Origin of the sequence: Marinobacter salarius, assembly GCF_032922745.1 — a bacterium.
GTDB lineage: Bacteria > Pseudomonadota > Gammaproteobacteria > Pseudomonadales > Oleiphilaceae > Marinobacter.
The window spans coordinates 4,391,910-4,412,031 of record NZ_CP136693.1; the positions used below are offsets into that span (position 1 = coordinate 4,391,910).

18 protein-coding genes are annotated in these 20,122 nt (G+C 58.5%); 1 reads left to right on the forward strand and 17 read right to left on the reverse strand.

Annotation, left to right across the window (positions count from 1 at the left end; translation table 11 throughout):
• Positions 1 to 139: 139 nt before the first annotated feature.
• On the reverse strand, positions 140 to 1,093 hold the full coding sequence (locus R1T46_RS20445; RefSeq protein ID WP_317306849.1) for a M23 family metallopeptidase: 954 nt from the start codon (positions 1,091 to 1,093) through the stop codon (positions 140 to 142).
• A gap of 293 nt (positions 1,094 to 1,386) precedes the next feature.
• Here R1T46_RS20445 and R1T46_RS20450 point away from each other — a divergent pair, with 293 nt between their 5' ends.
• Positions 1,387 to 1,833 carry a DUF721 domain-containing protein gene (locus R1T46_RS20450; RefSeq protein WP_036203758.1) on the forward strand — a complete coding sequence of 149 codons (447 nt, stop codon included), beginning with the start codon at positions 1,387 to 1,389 and terminating at the stop codon, positions 1,831 to 1,833.
• A gap of 11 nt (positions 1,834 to 1,844) precedes the next feature.
• Here R1T46_RS20450 and lpxC read toward each other — a convergent pair whose 3' ends face one another.
• The 16 genes from lpxC to mraZ form a co-directional block, all read right to left on the reverse strand.
• Complete coding sequence (gene lpxC / locus R1T46_RS20455) at positions 1,845 to 2,759, reverse strand: UDP-3-O-acyl-N-acetylglucosamine deacetylase (protein WP_007154571.1); 915 nt, start codon at positions 2,757 to 2,759, stop codon at positions 1,845 to 1,847.
• A gap of 196 nt (positions 2,760 to 2,955) precedes the next feature.
• Entirely contained in the window at positions 2,956 to 4,113 is a 1,158-nt protein-coding gene (gene ftsZ / locus R1T46_RS20460; protein WP_286748535.1) for a cell division protein FtsZ, read from the reverse strand.
• A gap of 101 nt (positions 4,114 to 4,214) precedes the next feature.
• Positions 4,215 to 5,450, reverse strand: coding sequence for a cell division protein FtsA (gene ftsA / locus R1T46_RS20465; RefSeq protein WP_286748536.1), 1,236 nt, complete (start codon positions 5,448 to 5,450; stop codon positions 4,215 to 4,217).
• A gap of 36 nt (positions 5,451 to 5,486) precedes the next feature.
• Positions 5,487 to 6,326: a cell division protein FtsQ/DivIB gene (locus R1T46_RS20470; RefSeq protein ID WP_036203755.1), complete on the reverse strand. Its 840-nt coding sequence runs from the start codon at positions 6,324 to 6,326 to the stop codon at positions 5,487 to 5,489.
• Entirely contained in the window at positions 6,319 to 7,296 is a 978-nt protein-coding gene (locus tag R1T46_RS20475) for a D-alanine--D-alanine ligase (protein WP_075194899.1), read from the reverse strand. Before R1T46_RS20475 ends, R1T46_RS20470 begins: the two co-directional genes overlap by 8 nt.
• A complete protein-coding gene (gene murC, locus R1T46_RS20480; RefSeq protein WP_036203749.1) occupies positions 7,289 to 8,734 on the reverse strand; it encodes a UDP-N-acetylmuramate--L-alanine ligase in 1,446 nt (481 codons plus the stop codon). Before murC ends, R1T46_RS20475 begins: the two co-directional genes overlap by 8 nt.
• Entirely contained in the window at positions 8,727 to 9,812 is a 1,086-nt protein-coding gene (gene murG / locus R1T46_RS20485; RefSeq protein WP_075194897.1) for an undecaprenyldiphospho-muramoylpentapeptide beta-N-acetylglucosaminyltransferase, read from the reverse strand. The genes murC and murG overlap by 8 nt, the downstream gene beginning before the upstream one ends.
• Entirely contained in the window at positions 9,805 to 11,007 is a 1,203-nt protein-coding gene (gene ftsW, locus R1T46_RS20490) for a putative lipid II flippase FtsW (RefSeq protein WP_199480631.1), read from the reverse strand. The genes murG and ftsW overlap by 8 nt, the downstream gene beginning before the upstream one ends.
• The gene (gene murD / locus R1T46_RS20495; protein ID WP_317306855.1) at positions 11,007 to 12,347 is read right to left on the reverse strand and encodes a UDP-N-acetylmuramoyl-L-alanine--D-glutamate ligase; all 1,341 of its coding nucleotides are present in this window, start codon (positions 12,345 to 12,347) and stop codon (positions 11,007 to 11,009) included. The genes ftsW and murD overlap by 1 nt, the downstream gene beginning before the upstream one ends.
• A 14-nt stretch (positions 12,348 to 12,361) precedes the next feature.
• Positions 12,362 to 13,447 (reverse strand): phospho-N-acetylmuramoyl-pentapeptide-transferase, encoded by a 1,086-nt coding sequence (gene mraY / locus R1T46_RS20500; RefSeq protein WP_286748542.1) that lies wholly within the window; start codon positions 13,445 to 13,447, stop codon positions 12,362 to 12,364.
• Entirely contained in the window at positions 13,432 to 14,823 is a 1,392-nt protein-coding gene (locus R1T46_RS20505; protein ID WP_286748543.1) for a UDP-N-acetylmuramoyl-tripeptide--D-alanyl-D-alanine ligase, read from the reverse strand. The genes mraY and R1T46_RS20505 overlap by 16 nt, the downstream gene beginning before the upstream one ends.
• Positions 14,820 to 16,304: a UDP-N-acetylmuramoyl-L-alanyl-D-glutamate--2,6-diaminopimelate ligase gene (locus R1T46_RS20510; RefSeq protein ID WP_317306856.1), complete on the reverse strand. Its 1,485-nt coding sequence runs from the start codon at positions 16,302 to 16,304 to the stop codon at positions 14,820 to 14,822. The genes R1T46_RS20505 and R1T46_RS20510 overlap by 4 nt, the downstream gene beginning before the upstream one ends.
• Positions 16,305 to 16,308: 4 nt before the next feature.
• Positions 16,309 to 18,048, reverse strand: a complete 1,740-nt coding sequence (locus tag R1T46_RS20515; protein WP_317306857.1) for a penicillin-binding protein 2 — start codon at positions 18,046 to 18,048, stop codon at positions 16,309 to 16,311.
• Positions 18,049 to 18,078: 30 nt separating this feature from the next.
• Positions 18,079 to 18,486 carry a cell division protein FtsL gene (gene ftsL / locus R1T46_RS20520; protein ID WP_317306859.1) on the reverse strand — a complete coding sequence of 136 codons (408 nt, stop codon included), beginning with the start codon at positions 18,484 to 18,486 and terminating at the stop codon, positions 18,079 to 18,081.
• A gap of 2 nt (positions 18,487 to 18,488) precedes the next feature.
• Positions 18,489 to 19,469, reverse strand: coding sequence for a 16S rRNA (cytosine(1402)-N(4))-methyltransferase RsmH (gene rsmH, locus R1T46_RS20525; RefSeq protein ID WP_317306861.1), 981 nt, complete (start codon positions 19,467 to 19,469; stop codon positions 18,489 to 18,491).
• Positions 19,466 to 19,918: a division/cell wall cluster transcriptional repressor MraZ gene (mraZ, locus tag R1T46_RS20530; RefSeq protein ID WP_007154587.1), complete on the reverse strand. Its 453-nt coding sequence runs from the start codon at positions 19,916 to 19,918 to the stop codon at positions 19,466 to 19,468. The genes rsmH and mraZ overlap by 4 nt, the downstream gene beginning before the upstream one ends.
• Positions 19,919 to 20,122: the final 204 nt, after the last annotated feature.

Genomic DNA, 20,122 nt, shown 5'->3' on the forward strand with positions numbered 1-20,122 from the left:
GCATTCTAACCTTATTTCGCAGCAGTACAAAAGTCAGGCCTCACAGAAGCCTGTCACAACGCTGAAAAGATTGAAAAAAGGGTGCCGGAGGGGACAACGGGAAGAAATCAGGTGCCCTTACAGGCACCTCTACAGGCGGTTAGCGGCTAGCCCGCTTGATGTAGGTTTCCGGATTCTCGGACTTGCCGTTGCGGATAACTTCAAAATGCACATGAGGCCCGGTGGAACGGCCTGTGCTGCCCATCAGTGCCAGCACCTGGCTCTTCTGGACAACATCGCCCACCTTGACCTTGATGGTCTTGGCATGGGCGTAACGGGTTACCAGGCCATCGCCGTGGTCCACCTCAACGAGGTTGCCGTAGCCATAGCGCTCGTCGGCGTAGGTAACCACGCCACCCGCCACGGAAATGATATCACTTCCGTCCTTGCCAGCCAGATCCACACCAGCGTGCCAGGTACGCTTACCGGTGAACGGATCGGAACGATAGCCGTATTTCGAGGACAGCCAGCCCCAGGTAATAGGACGGCCCTCCACAAAAAGCTCTTTCTCAAGCTTCTGGCGGGAAGTGACCATGTCCAGCATGCGTAATTGCTGCTCCCGATCTTCAATGCGGCGTGCAAGCTGATCAATCATGCTGGTCAGTTCTGGCGCTGTAAAAGAGTCGCCATCAAGATTTTCTTCAGGGCCACCAACAGCAGCTGGCTGATCAAAATCGAACTCGTCGCTGGCCACCAGGCCCGACTCCAGGAAGCGCTGCCCGAGGGCATCAAGCCTGAGAAGACGCCCCTGCATATCACCCAACCGCAGCGTCAACGCATCAACCTGCTGCTGGACGTTCCGCTCGATCCGTGCCAGCTCTATCTTCTGTTCGCCCAGCCGGGATTGCCACTGAGCGACCAATTCCGATTCTGCAGGCTCCGCCGGTTCAATCTGGCTCACCGCCACCTTATAGCCGGACCAGCCCGCCAGTACCAACAGTGCAGTCACGAATAACACCGCGCCTGCCAGGACAGGGGCGTTTACCGAAACCGTGCGGGATTTCCCATGGCGTTTGCCAACGAGGATAATGTTCATATCGTCTTCTGGTTTCATGTGGACGCAACCTGATCCTGTAGTGTTGCATCCAGAGTGTTCTGACTGGGCCTGCCGGGGCATCCTTTGCCAGATTGCGGATTTCCTATCCGACTACTCAATCCTGGGCAGCATAAATCGCGTCTGAAAACGCACGTGCTATCCATTGCAACGACTACGTTTAATAAAATAGCAGCCGCCCGTGGACATACACACACCAGACAATGTAAAACGAGTGTAATACAGGCTCTGCCTATTAACCGTGCCGAAGTGTAACCAATCGTTACCGTTGTCGTCGAGAATTACTGATTGCCATGAAAAAGAAAACCGACCTCGAATTGACTCCGGACAGCTTCTCCAGGGCTTCAACCCTGCGTGAACTGATGGCAAAAGCCCAGCATCATACTCAGGCGGAACAACTCGTTCTCGCTGCGCTTCCGGAAAGTCTTGCCAAAGGCACACGGTTTGTCAGTTGCCGTGACGGGGAGCTGGTCCTGTCGGCTACGGCAGCCACCACCGCCAGCCAGATTCGTTTCCGCCAGCATGAAATCATGGAAGAACTTCGCAAACAGGAGCTGTTCCGCTTCGTCTGGAAACTCAAGGTCAAGGTCGCTCCGCCGCGATTCAGCGAGCGTCCGAAAGCAAAAATGACGCCCCTCAGTAACGAAAATGCCCGGCTCCTCAAAGAGGAAGCCGGGCACACGAAGGACAAACAATTACGCGAGGTTCTCGAAAAACTCGCAAGCCACGTCCGGGATTAAGGCGTCCTGCCTCAGCCCGCCGCCAGCACAGGTTTCATGTAGGAAATCGGGGCAGCGGCCTCGTCGTCGAAGGTCACCACTTCCCACGCATCCTCTTCTGCCCTGAGCTTGCGCAGCAGCTTGTTGTTCAGGTCGTGGCCGGATTTAATACCACGGAACTCGCCAATCAGGCTGTTGCCCAACTGGTAGAGGTCACCGATGGCATCCAGCAGCTTGTGCTTGACGAATTCGTCGTCGTAACGCAGACCGTCTTCGTTGAGGATTTTGTAATCGTCAACGACGATGGCATTGTCAACGCTTCCGCCCAACGCCAGGTTCATCGCACGCAACTTTTCAATATCACGCATGAAACCAAACGTCCGTGCGCGGCTGACTTCCTTCACAAACGACGTGCTGGAAAAGTCAACGGTTGCGGTCTGGGCGCGCCCCTTGAAGACAGGGTGGTCAAAGTCGATACCGAAGCTGACCTTGAAGCCTTCGAAAGGCAGCAGAGTCGCCTTCTTGTCACCTTCTTCAACCGTTACTTCGCGCTTGATGCGGATGAAACGCTTGGCGGCGTCCTGCTCGGCAATACCGGCGGACTGCAGAAGAAACACAAACGGACCGGCAGAGCCGTCCATAATGGGCACTTCCGCGGCGCTGAGCTCGACGAAACAGTTATCAATCCCGAGACCAGCCATGGCTGACAACAAATGCTCCACTGTTGCAACCCGGACACCGTCTTTCAGCAGTGTCGTGGAAAGCATGGTCTCACCAACGTTTTCCGCGCAGGCACGGATTTCAACCACAGGGTCAAGATCGGTACGGCGAAAAACGATCCCCGAGTCCACCGGAGCGGGCTTCAGGGTCAGATACACTTTCTCCCCCGAGTGCAAGCCAACGCCGGTGGCGCGGATGGTGTTCTTAAGTGTCCGTTGTCTGATCATCGGTACATATTTCCGTCACATAAGTGCGATATAGTCTGGGCAAAATTCTGCCCGGAGAATACCAGAAAGTAACACTGAATACCATTTAACCAATCGTTAACCTTTGATTGGCCTCCCGGCACAAGTCCGGACTGATAATCAGCACACGTTATTCGGTCACAAAGGTTCCATTACCGAATACATTTGCAACAGATTATCAGTCAGCCTGACGGCGAAGGAATGCGGGAATATCGAGATAGTCGACTCCCTGCTCCTCGCTGTCCTTGCTCTGATCAATCGCCACATTACCGTGAGCCACGGCACGACGACGCAGAACGGCCGGACGGTCAAGTTGGTTGTAATCCGTTGTGCCATCCAGGCTACGGGTGTTATCCACTACCTTGGTCGGCTTCTCGCGGTCGCCGCCCAGGCCGGTCGCAACCACCGTCACCTTGAGTTCGTCAGTCATTTCCGGATCAATCACGGTACCCACGACCACCGTGGCGGAATCCGAGGCGAATTCACGAACAATGTCACCAACCTCAGAGAATTCTCCCAGATTGAGGTCCATACCTGCTGTGATGTTGACCAGGATACCCTTGGCGCCCTGCAGGTTGATGTCTTCCAGAAGCGGGCTGCGCACAGCGGCTTCTGCAGCTTCGCGTGCACGATTCTCGCCAGTGGCACGCGCGGTACCCATCATGGCATTGCCCATCTCGGACATAACCGTTTTTACGTCGGCGAAATCCACGTTGATCATACCGTTGCGGGTAATCAGGTCAGCAATACCCTGAACCGCCCCCAGCAGAACATCGTTCGCCGAGCCAAATGCATCCAGCAGGCTGGTTTTCTTACCCATCACCGCCAACAACTTTTCGTTGGGGATGGTGATCAGCGAGTCAACGGTTTCCTCCAGCTCTTTGAGGCCGGCTTCCGCCACACTCATGCGCTTGCCGCCTTCAAACATGAATGGCTTGGTGACAACGGCAACGGTCAGGATACCCATTTCCCGGGCCACTTCAGCCACAACCGGCGCGGCACCGGTGCCGGTTCCGCCGCCCATGCCGGCGGTAATGAACACCATGTCGGCGCCTTTCAGTGACTCGGCAATGCGGTCACGATCTTCCAAAGCGGACTGACGCCCTACTTCCGGGTTGGCGCCGGCACCCAGCCCTTTGGTGATATTGCCACCAAGCTGGATGATCTGACGTGCGTCCAGGTCGGTCAGGGCCTGGGCGTCGGTATTGGCGCAGATGAACTCTACACCCTCGACATCACTGTTGAGCATGTGGCGAACGGCATTGCCGCCACCACCGCCAACGCCTACTACTTTAATGACAGCGTTTTGCTGGACATTATCGACGAGTTCAAACATTTCCCCTACTCCTTCGTGCTGTTTATCAGCCTTTTCCAGACTGATTTTTCGAGATTATGATTTTCGAGATACCTTCGTGTATGTCTTCTCCCGGCTCGCCGTCAGAAATGACCGGTAAACCAGGCTTTCATGCGCTCAAACAGCGTGGGTGCATCTTCACCCTTAAGCGCCGGCGCCCGCCCCAGATCCATCTGGCGGAAGCCATGGATCAACAACCCAACGCCCGTGGCGTAGATGGGGTTGTTAACCACCTCCGTCATGCCGGAGACCGCCTGCGGACAGGCCAGCCTTACCGGCATGTGGAAGATTTCCTCCGCCAGTTCCACCACGCCTTCCATGGTGGAGGAACCGCCGGTAATCACGATGCCGGCCGGGATCAGGTCTTCGAATCCCGAACGACGAAGTTCAGACTGCACCAGGGTGAACAGCTCTTCGTAACGCGGCTCCACCACCTCGGCGAGCGCCTGACGGGACAGATCCCGTGGCGCCCGGTCGCCCACACTGGGCACCTTGATGGTTTCATCCGCGCCGGCCAGCTGAGTCAAGGCGCAGGCGTATTTGATCTTGATTTCCTCGGCATTCTGCGTGGGTGTTCGCAGGGCCATGGCAATGTCGTTGGTGACCTGATCACCAGCAATAGGAATGACCGCCGTGTGCCGAATGGCGCCACCGGTGAACACAGCGATATCGGTGGTACCACCGCCAATATCAACCACGCAGACACCCAGTTCCTTTTCATCCTCGGTGAGGATGGCGTGACTGGAGGCCAACTGCTCCAGGATGATGTCATCCACTTCCAGACCGCAGCGTTTCACGCACTTCTCGATGTTCTGAGCGGCGTTCACCGCACAGGTGACGAGGTGAACCTTGGCCTCCAGGCGAACGCCGGACATCCCCATGGGCTCCTTGATGCCCTCCTGGCTGTCGATCACGAACTCCTGCGGCAGTATGTGAAGGATCTTCTGGTCCGCCGGAATCGCCACCGCCTGGGCGGCGTCAATCACCCGGTCAATGTCAGCCTGGGTCACCTCCCGATCACGGATCGCTACAATGCCGTGGGAGTTGAGGCTCTTGATATGGCTGCCGGCAATGCCCGCGTAGACCGAGTGAATCCGGCAACCCGCCATCAGTTCGGCTTCTTCCACCGCACGCTGTATCGCCTGGACCGTGGTTTCGATATTGACGACCACACCACGTTTGAGCCCGCGGGAAGGGTGGGAACCGATACCCACCACTTCAATGGTCCCATCCATTTTGCGCTTGCCGACGATCGCAACCACTTTCGAGGTTCCGATATCGAGGCCGACAATCATGTTTTCCGTTTCATCCGATGACATCTATTCCACCAAACCGTAGGTCTGAATTTAGCGTTGCTATGATTTCGTCCGCGAGGCCGTTTCTGACGGCTTCCATTGAACCGCCACCCCATTGCTGTAGCGGGCATCCACCCGTCTGACTTCGTCTGAACGCGACGCCAGCCGTTCCTGATAAACCGTGACAAAGCGTTCAAAACGCGCCTCAACCTGGTCCCTGCCCAGAACCACTTCGATACCGTTGGCAAGGGTCAGCGTCCAGGCACCGCGCTGTTCAAGACTCAACCCGGCAAACCCGAGATTATGACCGGTGAGCGTATCCGACATGGTCCTTGCCATATCAATCACTTCCTTCACACGCTCATCCGGGCCAGCCAGCCGAGGCAGTCGCCCGGCCACTTCGGGGTTAGGCGGCGCAAACAGTTCTCCGTTGCGGCTCACCAGCCGGTTGCTGTTCCAGTACGCCAGTGGCTTTTTCTCACGAACGTCGATCTGCAGCCGGTCCGGCCATACGCGCTTGACCGCTGCAGACTCCACCCATGGGCGCTGCTCCAGGCTCTCCTTGATGTCAGAGAGATCGGTGGCAAAGAAACTCCGCCCTATCCACTTGCCCGCACTGCGCTCCAGCGCTGTACGGTTTTCACCCACCAGTTCGCCCTTCACGTCGATGGCCATGACCTGACGATCCATGGCGCTCAGCACCTCGCTGGTTCCCCAGGGAACCAATGCCGCCAGCAGGACAATACCCGCTCCCATGAGCGCCTGCCCCCAGGGCACGGCGGACAATACAGCTCTCAGCAAACCAAACCGGTCCCGCTCAGGCCCAAGAGAGGTAGCTCCCCTGCGCTTCGGTGGGTCGGACGGTACCGCCCGGCTCCGGATCAGCAGCTTTTCAAGCATCGCCTGCCTCCAAGGTGTCCATGAGGATCCTCACCACCAGTTCCTCGAAACTGATACCGGCCGCCCTAGCCGACATGGGCACCAGACTGTGGTCAGTCATTCCAGGGACTGTGTTCACTTCCAGAATCCAGAACTCACCCTGGCGGTCCTGCATTATGTCTACCCGGCCCCAGGTTCGGCAGCCGAGCACCCTGAACGCATCCAATGCCAGATGCTGGAGCTTCAGCTCGCTGTCCGGGTCCAGCCCGCAGGGGATCTGGTAGCGGGTGTCGTCGGCCAGGTACTTGGCGTCGTAGTCATAGAAAACGTGGTCTGTACTCAAGCCAATGGCCGGCAGCGCCTGATCCTGCAGAAGGCTGACGGTAAATTCGGGGCCTTCAATCCATTCTTCGACGAGAACCAGAGGGTCCAGCGCGGCCGCCTGCGTATATGCTTCAACCAGCTCCTGTTCACTGTTCACCTTGCGAATGCCAATGCTGGAGCCTTCCCGCGAGGGTTTTACGCTCAGCGGCAACGACAGCGACTGTACTAGGCTGCCGGCTTCCTCCACGGACCCCATGGCACGGAATTTCGGAGTTGGCAGTCCGCAGCCTTCAAACACGTATTTGCTGCGCAGCTTGTCCATGGCCAGCGCAGAGGCCAGAACGTCACTTCCCGTAAAGGGAATACCAGCCTGGGACAGGATGGCCTGAATCGTGCCGTCTTCCCCGCCGCGCCCGTGCAGGGCAATGAAAACCCGATCAAACTCGGGCTCTTCCACGGTTTTCAGCAAACAACCGCGTACATCCACGGCATAGGCGTCGACTCCGGCGGATACCAGTGCCGACAGTACTGCCTGTCCGCTTTTCAGTGACACTTCACGCTCGGCGGAATCACCGCCCATAAAGACAGCCACCCGTCCCAGTGCCTTCAGCGTCTCTGGATCGGCCTGATAACCTTGTGAATCGACAGTCCTGGCCATCTCACTCATCCGCAATCACTCCTGCGGCTGCCAGTCGCGCAGCCACTCCGCCTATATCACCCGCGCCCTGTGTAATCAGCAGATCGCCGTCCTGTAACGTGTTGGCAAGCAGGGCTTCGATCTCTCCGTTTTCTTCCACAAAAAGCGGCTCCACGCTGCCTCGCTGCCGCAGGCTGCGACACAATGCACGACCATCCGCACCCGGTATCGCCGGCTCACCCGCTGAATACACGTCCATCAGCAACAGCCCGTCCACTTCCGAGAGTACCCTGACGAAATCCTCATAGAGATCCCGGGTACGGGTGTAGCGGTGAGGCTGATAAAGCATGACCAGCCTGCGATCCGGCCAGGCATCACGGGCCGCCCGGATAACGGCCTCCACTTCCGTGGGATGGTGCCCATAGTCATCAATCAAGGTGACAATGCCTTTGCGGGTGTTGTAATCACCGTAGACCTGGAACCGGCGTCCAACCCCGGCAAAACCTGCAAGGCCCCGACAGATGGCGGCATCATCCACGCCCTCATCAGTGGCCACTGCAATAGCCGCCAGGGCATTCAGTACGTTGTGGCGACCGGGCATTTTCAGTTCAACGTCCAAATCACTACGGCCACCCGGGCGGCGAACGACAAACCGAGTCCGAAGGCCATCGGATTCAATGTTTTCCGCCCGGTAGTCGGCATCCGGATTATCGATGCCATAGGTAATGATGGCGCGGGAAATCCTGGGGATGATTTCCTGCACAAAGCCGTCATCCACACACATCACCGCAACGCCGTAAAACGGCAAGTTGTGGAGGAAATCCACGAATGTCTGTTTCAGGCGCCCAACGTCTCCGCCATAGGTGTCCATATGGTCGGCTTCAATGTTGGTCACCACCGAGATCACCGGCGTCAGGTGAAGGAATGAGGCATCGCTTTCATCGGCCTCAGCCACCAGATAGCGGGAGCCGCCAAGCTGCGCGTTGGTTCCGGCGCTATTGAGCTTGCCACCAATCACAAAGGTGGGATCCAGGCCAGCCTCTCCCAGAACCGATGCAATCAGACTGGTGGTGGTGGTTTTACCGTGAGTGCCAGCCACGGCAATGCCATGGCGATAGCGCATGATCTCCGCCAGCATTTCTGCACGGGGCACGATCGGCACCCGTCGGCTGCGAGCCGCCGATACTTCCGGGTTATCACCCGTTACCGCAGACGACACCACAACCACGTCAGCACTGGCACTGTTCTCCTCACGATGCCCGATGAACACCTCAACGCCCATGCCGGTCAGCCGGTCTGTCACGGCACTCTCACGAATGTCAGAGCCGGACACATCGTAGCCCTGGTTCTTCAGGACCTCGGCAATACCGCTCATGCCAGCACCGCCAATCCCCACAAAATGAATATTGCGGATACGGCGCATCTCGGGCACCTGATAGACCAGCGGGGGATTTGTGGATTCAGCCATTTGCGGCCTCCAAACAGTAATTCACGACTCTCTCCGTTGCATCGGGGCGAGCCAGCGTCTTTGCGGCCTTCGCCATGTCCAGAATCCGGCGGCGGTCCTTGCCGAGATCGGTCAGGGTTTCCGCCAGCAGATCGGCCGACAGCTTTGGCTGCGGGATCAGGATGGCGCCTTTCGCATTAACCATTTGCTGTGCGTTCCGGGTCTGGTGGTCGTCCACGGCATGGGGGAACGGCACCAGCACGGCGCCCACACCGGCAACACACAACTCAGAAACGGTGAGCGCACCAGACCGGCAGAGCACAATGTCGGCCCAGCCGTAGGCCTCTGCCATGTCTTTGATAAACGGCTCCACCGATGCATCCACGCCGTGGTCACGGTAGGCATCACCGGCTTCCTCGATATTTTTCTCGCCACACTGATGGCGCACCGTTGGCCGTTCAGCTTCCGGCAGCTGAGCCAGTGCCTCCGGCAACGTGCGATTGAACACCTGGGCACCAAGGCTGCCGCCCACCACCAGTAACCGCAGCGCACCCGCCCGGCCGGACATCCGCTGATCGGGTTCGGCGAGCTCGGCCAGGTCCTGCCTGACCGGGTTGCCGGTACAGCGGGTTACCACAGTCGTGCCGAAGCTCCCGGGAAAGGCCTCCAACACGGTATGAGCGAAGCGCACCAGAATGCGGTTGGTCATTCCGGCAATGGCATTCTGCTCGTGAATTACCAGCGGCACCCGATTCAGCCAGGCGGAGAGACCGCCAGGACCGGTCACAAAGCCACCCATGCCGATGACGCAATGTGGGCGGATGGTGCGAACGATCGTAAAGGCCTGGCCAAGAGCGCGCATCAGCCGGAACGGCGCCATCAACAAAGCCAGGCGACCCTTGCCCCTCAGCCCGGAGACCTGGATCAGCGACAGTGGTATGTCGGTTTCGCCGATCAGTCGCTCTTCCATACCACCACGAGAACCCAACCAGAAAACCTCATGCCCCTTGTCCTGCAGCTGTCTCGCCGTTGCCAGGGCAGGGAAAACATGGCCACCGGTGCCACCGGCCATCATCAGAAAGCGCCGTTTGTCAGTCATAAACCGCACCTCCCCTGGCCGCTGGTTTACGGCTCTTTTCGCTGGCCAGTTTTTCGCGGTCCAGCCTCTCCATCTCCACCCGTGCCAGCACACCAATGCAGACAGCGGTAATCATCAGGCTGGAACCGCCATAGCTCACAAGCGGCAAGGTCAGCCCTTTGGTAGGCAGTAGGCCCGTACTGACCGCCATATTGATACCGGCCTGCAAGCCAATCAGCAAAGTAATGCCATAGGAGAAGCACGCGGCGAATGGCATGCCCGCTTTCTCGGCCCTTCTCGCAATCACAAATCCGGTCACCACCAATACGGTGAACAGGCCCAGGACCATCAGCGACCCCAACAGCCCGAATTCTTCCGCAATGATCGCGAAGATAAAGTCGGTGTGGGCCTCCGGCAGATAGAACAGTTTCTGTACCGAATTCCCCAACCCGGTACCCGCCCAGTCGCCACGACCGAACGCAATCAGCGACTGGGTTAGCTGGTAGCCGGTATCAAACTGGTCTTTCCAGGGGTCGAGGTAACTCACAACCCGCTTCAACCGGTAGGGCTGGGTGAATACCAGCACGGAGCCCATCACCACCAACACGCCAATCAGCGGCATAAACCGGCTAAGCCGGACGCCACTCAGGAAAATCATGCCGGCTGATGCAGCAACCAGTACCACCGTGGCGCCGAAGTCCGGCTCGATAACCAGCAGCACCGAGGCAATACCCAGCACGCCCAACGGCTTGAGGAACCCAGGCCAGGTGTTTAGCAACTCATCCCGACGACGCACGACGTAGCCGGCCAGATAGGCAATCAGGCAAAGCTTGGCAATTTCCGACACCTGAACATTGAACAGCCCGAACGAGATCCAGCGGGTGGAGCCATTCACCGTACGCCCGAGGGGCGTCAGCACCAGAAGCAGTGACAGCAAACCGACCCCGAGCAACAGCCACCCGCTGCGCTCCCACCAGGAGATCGGCACGTTGACGGCAATCAGCGCAAGGACGCAGCCGATGCCGGCAAAAATGAGCTGACGGATCACATAGTGGTAACTGTTGCCCATGGTTTCCGCCGCCATGTCCATGGAGGCGGAAGAAATCATCACAATGCCCATGACCAGCAACGCAGCGGAACTGATGATCAGTAGGGGCAGCGGGCGCAGATCACGGAACAAACCGTGATGACTGGTGAGGGACAGGTCAGCGTGCATCACAGCCCCTCCACCTGTTGACGGAAACGATCGCCACGATCCCCGTAGTCTCGGAACATGTCGAAACTGGCGCAGGCAGGTGACAACAGCACCCGGTCACCCGGTTGGGCCAGCTTTTTTGCCGTATGGACAGCGCCTGCGATGTCAGCGGCGTTGACCGTCTCCACCCGATTACCCAAGGCGGTGGCGATGGTCTCAGCATCAGCGCCGATCAGTACAACCGCGCGACAATGAGTTGCCACGGGTTCAGCGAGCAATGAGAAATCAGCGCCCTTGCCTTCACCACCGGCAATCAGCACGATCTTTCCACCCGCTGGCACCAGGCTTTCAATGGCGGCGGCCGTCGCTCCCACATTGGTGCCCTTGGAGTCATTGATGTAGTCGACATCACTCACCCGCCGAACGAATTCGCACCGATGCGGAAGCCCCTTGAAACGCTTGGCAGTGTCCAGCATCACGTCCATCGGTAATCCGGCAGCGTGTCCAAGTGCCAGTGCCGCCATCACATTGCTGATATTATGCTGGCCCATCAGGCCCAATTCCTCGGCCAACAGCAGATTGTCAAAGCCGAAGGTAATCCAGGTACCTTCATCGTCATCGCGGGTACTGAACGTATCCGGGTTAACACGGTGAAAACCGAAACACAGGAACCGGAGGTTGTCCCTGGCCATGGGCGTGCTGAGGGCATCGTCCAGATTGACCACGGCGTTCTGGCAGCCGTTGAAAATTCGTTGTTTGGCCTGGAAATAGGCCATCTTGTCAGGGTAGCGATCCATGTGATCATCGCTGACGTTCAGCACCGTGGCCGCCAGGGCATTCAGTTCCCGGGTGGTTTCGAGCTGGAAGCTCGATAACTCCAGGACATAGAGGTCGGCACCGCGACCAAGCAGCTCCAGCGCCGGAGTGCCGATATTGCCGCCGACTTCCACGCGGCGGCCAGCGGCCCTGGCCATCTCTCCGACCAGGGTGGTAACCGTGGTTTTACCATTGGAACCGGTAATGGCGATGATCGGCGCGTCCGCTACCTCCGAGAACAGGTCAATGTCACCGCGAATGACAGCCCCTTTGTCGGCCGCCCCCCGAATGGCCGGTTCGGCAATACTGATCCCGGGGCTGACCACCAGTTCGTTAAAGCCGGCAAACAGGTCGGCATCGAACTCCCCCAGGTACACGGGCAGGTCCGGCCATTCGGCCCTGAGCTCATCCAGGCCGGGCGGCGACAGGCGGCTATCAGCCACGGCAACATCGCGGCCTTTTTCGCACAGATAGCGCACGCAGGAGAGCCCGGTTTTACCGAGCCCCACAACCAGCGTTCGACGATCTGAAACGATGACACCCATGGTGCTTTGCTTCCCTATCTCAGTTTCAGGCTGGCCAGGCCAACCAGTACCAACACGACAGTGACAACCCAGAAGCGCACGATAACGCGCGGCTCTGGCCAGCCCTTCAGTTCAAAATGATGATGCAGCGGCGCCATGCGGAATATCCGCCGGCCGGTAAGCCGGAAGGACGCCACCTGCAGAATCACGGAGACGGTTTCCATAACGAACACGCCGCCCATGATGAACAATACGATTTCCTGCCGTACGATCACGGCCACGACACCCAGCGCCGCGCCAAGCGCCAACGCGCCCACATCCCCCATGAACACCTGCGCCGGATAGGTGTTGAACCACAGAAATCCCAGGCCGGCACCCACGAGCGCGCCACAAAATACAATCAACTCACCGGTGCCCGGCAAATGAGGAATCAGCAAATAATCGGCGAACTGAGCATGGCCAGACACGTATGCGAAGATGCCCAGCGCCGCCGCCACCATCACCGTCGGCATAATGGCCAGCCCGTCCAGGCCATCGGTCAGGTTCACCGCGTTGCTGCTACCCACAATCACGAAGTAGCTCAACAGGATGAACAGCACCGGCCCCAGGGTCAGCGATACGTTCTTGAAAAATGGCACGTAGAGCGACGTTTCCTGGGGCAACGCGGAACTCATGAACAGCGCTATCGCCGCCGTCGCTCCGATCACTGACTGCCAGAAATATTTCCAGCGAGCAGGCAGCCCCCTTGGATTGCGCTCCACCACTTTGCGGTAGTCGTCCACCCAGCCAATCGCACCGAACAAAAGGGTGACCAGAATCGCCACCCAGACATACCGATTGCTCAGATCCGCCCACAGCAATGAGCTGACCCCGACAGCCACCAGAATCAGCGCACCACCCATGGTCGGCGTGCCGGCTTTGCTCAGATGCGTTTGCGGGCCGTCGTCACGAACCGCCTGACCAATCTGGTACTGACTGAGTTTGCGAATCATCACCGGGCCGATCAGCAGGGAGATCAACAGGGCGGTCAGCACCCCGAAGATCCCCCTGACGGTCAGGTACTGGAAAACCGTCAGCGCGGAAAAGTACTGTGAAAGAGCCTCTGTCAGCCAGAGCAGCATGCGTTACCCACCTTTTCTTGTATTCCCTCCACCACGCGATCCATGGCGGAACTGCGAGAACCCTTGACCAGTACCGTCTGTGACTCGGCAGGCCCCTCAAACAGACGACGCACAGCGTCGTCATGGCTCGCACACACCTCAGCGGCGTCTCCGAAACCCTCAACATATCCTTCACAGCCGGGACCCACGGCGATCAGTCTTTCGATGCCCCTCGCCCTGGCGAATTCACCAACCTCCCTGTGCAGAGCTAAGCTGTCCTGCCCTAACTCAGCCATCGCCCCCAACACAACCACGCGGCTGGCCGGTCGCGCAGCCAACACATCCAAAGCGGCTTTCATGGAGGCAGGGTTGGCGTTGTAGCTGTCGTCGATGACGGTCAGTTTCGGTGTCAGCACCATCATTTGCAGGCGCCCCTTTACCGGCTTCAGAGCCGCCAGCCCCGCCTTTATCGCCTCATCGCCTGCACCCAGCTCCCGTGCAGCGGCAATCGCCAACAATGCATTGGTGATATTGTGCTCGCCCTGCAGGGAAAAGCTGATGTCACAGAACCAGCCGTCCGGCCCCTGTGCACGAAACTGCCGCACATCGCCATCGCTGCGGATATCTTCGGGGACGTAATCAGCCCCTTCACTTGCCCGGCCACTGACACTTGCAACCCGACGCTTGCCCGCCCGCTGACGCCATAGATCGAAGGCAGGGTCATCACTGTTCAGGACCACAAGACCGGATGCTGGCGCGCCATCAATGATTTCACCCTTTGCACGCACCACGTTGTCGTATCCACCAAACCCTTCCAGGTGCGCCTGCCCGGCGTTGGTGAGGATGACCACCTCCGGCCGAACTATATTGACGGTGTGGGCTATCTCTCCCAGACCGCTGGCTCCGAGTTCTATCGCGCCCAGCTGGTGTTCCGGTGACAGCCTGAACAGCGTCAAGGGAACGCCAATGTGGTTATTGAGGTTGCCCTCGGTGGCGAGGGTATTACCTACCTGCGAAAGAATCGCGGCCACCATTTCGCGTACCGTGGTCTTACCGCTGCTACCGGTGATCGCCACAAAACGCGCGGTGCTGGCATTGCGATTGGCCAGGGCCAGTTGTGCCAATGCGTCTATCGTGTCCGAAACCCGGATCTGCGGAAGCCCCAGGCTCGGGTCTGCCTTGTCTACAACAGCAGCCACGGCTCCAGCCTTCTCGGCCACCGCCAGATAATCATGCCCGTCGAAGTTCTCACCCCTAAGCGCCACGAACACGTCTCCGCTGGCGATTAGGCGCGTATCGGTCGAGACACCCTGAAACATCAGGCCGTCCAGATCACCCACAGCCACAGTGCCGCCAAGCCAATTGACAGCCTCAGCCAGCGCAAATGGCCGCATCATGCGACACCCCCATTCAACGACAGCGCATGTCGCACTTGTTCAGCGTCGCTGAACGGAAATCTCTGGCCTGCCACTTCCTGCCACGCCTCGTGGCCCTTTCCGGCGATCAGCACAATATCCCCCGCCACGGCGGAGTGAATAGCCTGGCGAATCGCCTCAGCACGATCATGGATAACCGCGACCTGTTCTGGGCGCTCGAATCCGGCAACGATGTCGGAGGTAATGGCATCCGGGTCTTCACTGCGCGGATTGTCGTCCGTCACGATCACGACATCAGCCCCTTTTTCTGCTTCCCGGGCCATCTCTGGCCGCTTACCGGTGTCGCGGTCGCCGCCACAGCCGAATACACAGAAAAGCCGCCCGCCAACATGCGGGCGCAAGGCGGCAAGGGCACTGTTCAGAGCATCCGGGGTATGGGCGTAATCCACAACAACGCGCACATCGTTACTGCCGGCGAAGGGCTCCAGCCGTCCCGGTGGGGGCGACAACCGCTCAACCGCTTGCTGAACCCGCTCTACCGGCACACCCAGGCTGAGCACGCCTGCCATGGCTGCGAGAATGTTGCTGACGTTAAAGCTACCCAAAACCCGGGCGGACACATCAAACCTGCCCCACAGCCCGTCTACGCTGGCGCTGAAACCGTCAATGGATGGTGCGAACTCCGTTAGCCAGAGCTCGGTCTGGGCCTCGTGCAGGCTGTAACGGACACGGTCACATTTGCCATCAAGCTTCTCATAGAGCTGCCTTCCAAACGGATCATCGAAGTTGATGACCGCGAAATGCAGCTCTTCGCGATGAAAAAGACGGGCCTTCGCCGCTCCGTATGCATCCATGGAACCGTGGTAGTCCAGGTGGTCCCGGGTAAGATTGGTAAACACTGCGCCGGTCATGGTCAGGTTGTCGACCCGCCCCTGTTCGAGTGCGTGTGAAGAGACCTCCATCGCCGCCGCGCGTCCACCCTGGGCGATGATTTTCGACAGTACGCGGTTTAGCTGCACGACATCCGGCGTGGTGTGTGTACCTTCCTGCAGCGCACCGGGCATACCATAGCCGAGGGTGCCGATAACGCCGCATGGTGTGCCGGTTTCCTGTAGCAATGTCGCTATGTAATGGCTTACTGACGTCTTGCCATTCGTCCCGGTCACGCCAATCAGGCGCAATCGTTGGGAGGGATGCTCGAAAAATCGATCCGCGAGCTTCCCGAGGTGAGCGCGCAACATCGTCACCGGAACGATAAGAACACCTTCATGCTCGTAGCATTCATCCGGCTGCGCTGACTCCAACAGGATTACGGTGGCACCCGCACCGATCGCCTGTTCGATGTAGTGGTCGGCGGGTGTTCGGGCACCGGCCAGGGCAACGAACGCGTCGCCCGACCTGACGTCACGGCTGTCGGTCTTCAGGCCGTGGATTGTGACATCAAACACCGACGGTACCGGTGCGATTCCCTGCAACAAGGTGCTGAGTGATGTAATACACATAACCCTAACCCCGCTCCCCGGATGCCAGACGCGGCGCCTTTGCGTCGCCCAGCTCCAGTTCCGGCTTTACGTTCAGCAGCCGCAATGCATCTCCCATCACCCGGGCGAATACGGGTGCAGCCACTTCGCCACCGTAGTATTCGCCGGACTGGGGTGCATCGACAGCCACGACTGTGACAATCCGCGGATTGTCGATGGGAGCCATACCGGCAAATATCGCCTTGTACTGGCTATCCTCATACCCATTCTTACCCACCAGGTGTACCGTGCCGGTTTTACCACCGGCGGAATAGAATCCCGGTTGAGCGCGCTTTCCGGTACCGTTCTCGACCACCTCTCGCAACATTTCCCTGATCTGGAATGAGACGTCTTCGGAAAGAACTCGTTCCCCAACGGGTTTTTCATCGGCCTTCAACAGACTCAACGGGTAGCGAATTCCGCCATTGGCCAAAACCATGTATGCCTGCGCCAGCTGAAGCGCATTGACGCTCATGCCATACCCATAAGACAGGGTTGCCTCTTCGACGGGGCGCCACTTTGGTGGTGCCGGCAACACGCCAACAGCCTCACCAGGGAACCCAATACCGGTAGGCTGGCCCAACCCCAGGCGGGCATAAAGATCGCGGATAGTGTCACCACCCAACTCGGTGGCGATCTTGCTAATGCCGACGTTGCTGGATTTCGCAATCACGTCAGTCAGGCTGATGACCCCATAATTCCGGTGATCACGAATCGTGAAACGACCAAAGCGCCGGTACCCCGGCGCTGTGTCTATGGTGCTGGAAGCCTTGAACCTCCCCGATTCCAGTGCTGCAGCCATGGAAACAGGCTTCATCGTGGACCCCGGCTCAAACAGATCGGTAATAGCCTTGTTCCGTAAACGGTCGGGGCTCAGTTGGCTGCGGTCGTTGGGGTTGTAGGAGCCCTGATTCACCATGGCCAATACCTCGCCGGTGTCCACGTCCAGCATCACCAGAGTGCCACCCCTGGCGTCGTGCGCGCCGACAACGGCTTTTAGCTCCCGATAAGCCAGATACTGGAGCCGCAAATCAATGCTGAGCTCGAGGTTGCGACCAGGCTTCGCGTCGCGGATCAACGTCAGATCCTTGATCACACGGCCACGGTTGTCCTTGAGCACCCGCTTGCGACCACTTTCACCACTCAGCCACTGGTTGTAGGCCAGCTCGATACCTTCCTGACCGCTTTCATCGATATTCGTAAACCCGACCACATGAGCCGTCACCTCTCCAGCGGGATAGTAACGACGGTACTCCTGGCGGCTGTACACACCCGGAATACCCATTGCCAGCACCTGCCGAGCAATTTCTGGCTGAAGCTTACGGCGCAGGTAAATAAACTCGCGGCCCGAATACTTTCGCAGCCGCTCGCGCAGCCTGGCCTCCTGAAGGCCCAACAGGCGCGCGACATTGGTCAGTCGCGGCTCATCCGCGTCGATCTCGGACGGATTCGCCCAGATGGTCTGGACTGGAGTGCTCACCGCCAGTGATTCGCCGTGCCGGTCCGTCACTACACCACGATGGGCATCGATGCTCTCCACCCGAATGGTGCGCACATCGCCCTGCTTACGCAGGAACTCGTTGTCCACCACATGCAGATCCACCAACCGCCAGGCAAGGGCACCGACAACCAACAGAAAAACGCCCAACACGGTGCCGTACCGCCAGGCCCCAAGCCCGGCAGCCAGTCGCTGGCCCCATGTTGCTGTTTTTCCCTGGTCCGACACTGTCTTCACCTTACGGTTTGTGGTTTTCGCTTAACGCGACCCGACGAGAGGCGCCATCAACGGCACCAGAACGATATCCTGTTTGCCTGGCACGACCATCCCGAAACGCTCGGAGGCCAGTTGCTCTACCCGTCCGTGGGCACTCAAAGCACTCTGCTCCAGCAACAACTGACTCCACTCACGCTGGTAGTTGTCACGCTGTTCCTGCAGCTGAGATAAGGAGTTGAACAATTCACGGTTCTCATGGGCACTGACAACAACGCCCAGCGAGGACACAATCAACAGCATCACCAAACCCACGGTGATCAACACGCGCTTCTGCTGAAGTGCGGTAAAGACCTGGTTCGACAACCTGACTGCAGTGGCAACGCCGTCCCTGACACGCTTCCCGTTCAGTCGCGCTATTTTTGTTGGCTGCTCAATCGCTACCGCGCCCATGATTACGCGCTCCCTAACTTGTGTTGTTCCGGTATCCGTTCAAGTACACGCATAACCGCGCTCCTCGCCCGCACGTTGTCGCTCACTTCTTCTGTATCCGCCTTGTTCGCCTTGCCGATCAACCGAAACGCCGATGCTTCCTGCTCCGCCGTCACCGGCACGCCTTTTGGCAATCTCGGCCCGCGCGCCAAGTCCCGCATAAAGCGTTTGACCAGCCGGTCCTCCAACGAATGGAAGCTGATAACCACCAGCCTTCCACCGGGCATCAGCTTTTCAACAGCGGCATTGAGCCCAAGCTCCAGATCTTCCAGCTCCCGGTTGATAAAAATCCGAATTGCCTGGAACGTCCGGGTGGCCGGATGCTTGTGCTTTTCTTTTTTCGGCACCGCCTCACTGACCAACGACGCCAGTTGGCGCGTGGTTTCCAGGGGCACCTCCTTACGTCGCTCCACAACAAGACGAGCGATACGGCGGGAGAATTTCTCCTCGCCGTATCGCCAGATCACGTTCGCGATGTCTTTTTCGTCCGCCTCGGCCAACCATTGCGCCGCACTTGGCGCCTGCCCGGGGTCCATTCTCATATCCAGCGGCCCATCGCGCATAAAGCTGAACCCCCTGGCGGCATCGTCCAGCTGCGGGGATGAAACACCAAGATCCAGCAAAACACCATTAACCTTCATCCACCCCTGGGCTTCAGCGGCAGCGCCCAGTTCCGCAAACGAGCCGTGAAACGGCTGAAACCGAGCATCGCTCGCCGACAGGTCTCGGGCCACCTGAATTGCGTCCGGATCCTTGTCGATACCCAACACCTTTCCGCCCTGCCCGAGCCGCCCCAGAATCAGCCGGCTGTGACCTCCGCGACCAAAGGTGCCATCGATATAAACGCCATCCGGATCGTTGACCAGCAAGTCCACCGCCGAGTCCAGGAGCACGGAACGGTGCCGGTACTGACCGGCAGGCTCCTGCCCGCGGCCGGCTGTCATAGCGACAACGCCTCCATTTCCGGCGGCATCTCGTCTTCATCCGATGACTCGTCAAGCCAAGCGAACCAACGCTCTTCGCTCCAAAGTTCCAACTTCTTGCCCTGACCAATCAGCATCAATTTCTTCTCCAGGCGCGCATAACTGCGCAACGTGGGCGGCACCAGAATGCGCCCCGCCGAGTCCAGCTCCAAAGGCGTGGCATGGCCCAGCAGCAATCGCTGCAACCTGCGGGCAGCTTTATTCATATTGGGAAGTGCTTCAATTTGTGGCCTTAATGCCTCCCACTGCGGTTCCGGATACATCAGCAAACAGCGCTCTTCATCGGCATTGGCCGTCAATACAATGCGGCCACTGCAGGCATGCGCGAGCTCTTCGCGCACCCTGGCGGGGATCGCCAAGCGACCCTTCGCATCCATATTGATGGCATGACTGCCAAGAAAATTGCTCATTAGCACCAATTCCGGGGTTCAGAAACCACAAATAACCACTAGAAACCACTTTTTCCCACTTGTGCACACTATAGAAACACGCAATACACAATGCAAGCGCCGCGAACAGCGCCACACCAGGAAAAGTTCCTTTCACGACAAGAGGTTACAGAACAAGATTGGTCAAAAGCTGGAGATTACGGAAAAGAAAAACCTAAAAATCAA

Excerpts from the sequence above, each read along its gene's own strand:
- R1T46_RS20505 (WP_286748543.1), bottom strand. The coding sequence starts at position 14,823 with ATGATGCGGCCATTTGCGCTGGCTGAGGCTGTCAATTGGCTTGGCGGC.
- ftsA (WP_286748536.1), bottom strand. The coding sequence starts at position 5,450 with ATGTCATCGGATGAAACGGAAAACATGATTGTCGGCCTCGATATCGGA.
- mraY (WP_286748542.1), bottom strand. The coding sequence starts at position 13,447 with ATGCTGCTCTGGCTGACAGAGGCTCTTTCACAGTACTTTTCCGCGCTG.
- R1T46_RS20510 (WP_317306856.1), bottom strand. The coding sequence starts at position 16,304 with ATGTGTATTACATCACTCAGCACCTTGTTGCAGGGAATCGCACCGGTA.
- R1T46_RS20470 (WP_036203755.1), bottom strand. The coding sequence starts at position 6,326 with ATGCTTGAAAAGCTGCTGATCCGGAGCCGGGCGGTACCGTCCGACCCA.
- ftsW (WP_199480631.1), bottom strand. The coding sequence starts at position 11,007 with ATGCACGCTGACCTGTCCCTCACCAGTCATCACGGTTTGTTCCGTGAT.
- rsmH (WP_317306861.1), bottom strand. The coding sequence starts at position 19,469 with ATGACAGCCGGCCGCGGGCAGGAGCCTGCCGGTCAGTACCGGCACCGT.
- lpxC (WP_007154571.1), bottom strand. The coding sequence starts at position 2,759 with ATGATCAGACAACGGACACTTAAGAACACCATCCGCGCCACCGGCGTT.
- ftsZ (WP_286748535.1), bottom strand. The coding sequence starts at position 4,113 with ATGTTTGAACTCGTCGATAATGTCCAGCAAAACGCTGTCATTAAAGTA.
- murG (WP_075194897.1), bottom strand. The coding sequence starts at position 9,812 with ATGACTGACAAACGGCGCTTTCTGATGATGGCCGGTGGCACCGGTGGC.
- ftsL (WP_317306859.1), bottom strand. The coding sequence starts at position 18,486 with ATGGGCGCGGTAGCGATTGAGCAGCCAACAAAAATAGCGCGACTGAAC.
- R1T46_RS20445 (WP_317306849.1), bottom strand. The coding sequence starts at position 1,093 with ATGAAACCAGAAGACGATATGAACATTATCCTCGTTGGCAAACGCCAT.
- R1T46_RS20450 (WP_036203758.1), top strand. The coding sequence starts at position 1,387 with ATGAAAAAGAAAACCGACCTCGAATTGACTCCGGACAGCTTCTCCAGG.
- murD (WP_317306855.1), bottom strand. The coding sequence starts at position 12,347 with ATGGGTGTCATCGTTTCAGATCGTCGAACGCTGGTTGTGGGGCTCGGT.
- mraZ (WP_007154587.1), bottom strand. The coding sequence starts at position 19,918 with ATGAGCAATTTTCTTGGCAGTCATGCCATCAATATGGATGCGAAGGGT.
- murC (WP_036203749.1), bottom strand. The coding sequence starts at position 8,734 with ATGGCTGAATCCACAAATCCCCCGCTGGTCTATCAGGTGCCCGAGATG.
- R1T46_RS20475 (WP_075194899.1), bottom strand. The coding sequence starts at position 7,296 with ATGAGTGAGATGGCCAGGACTGTCGATTCACAAGGTTATCAGGCCGAT.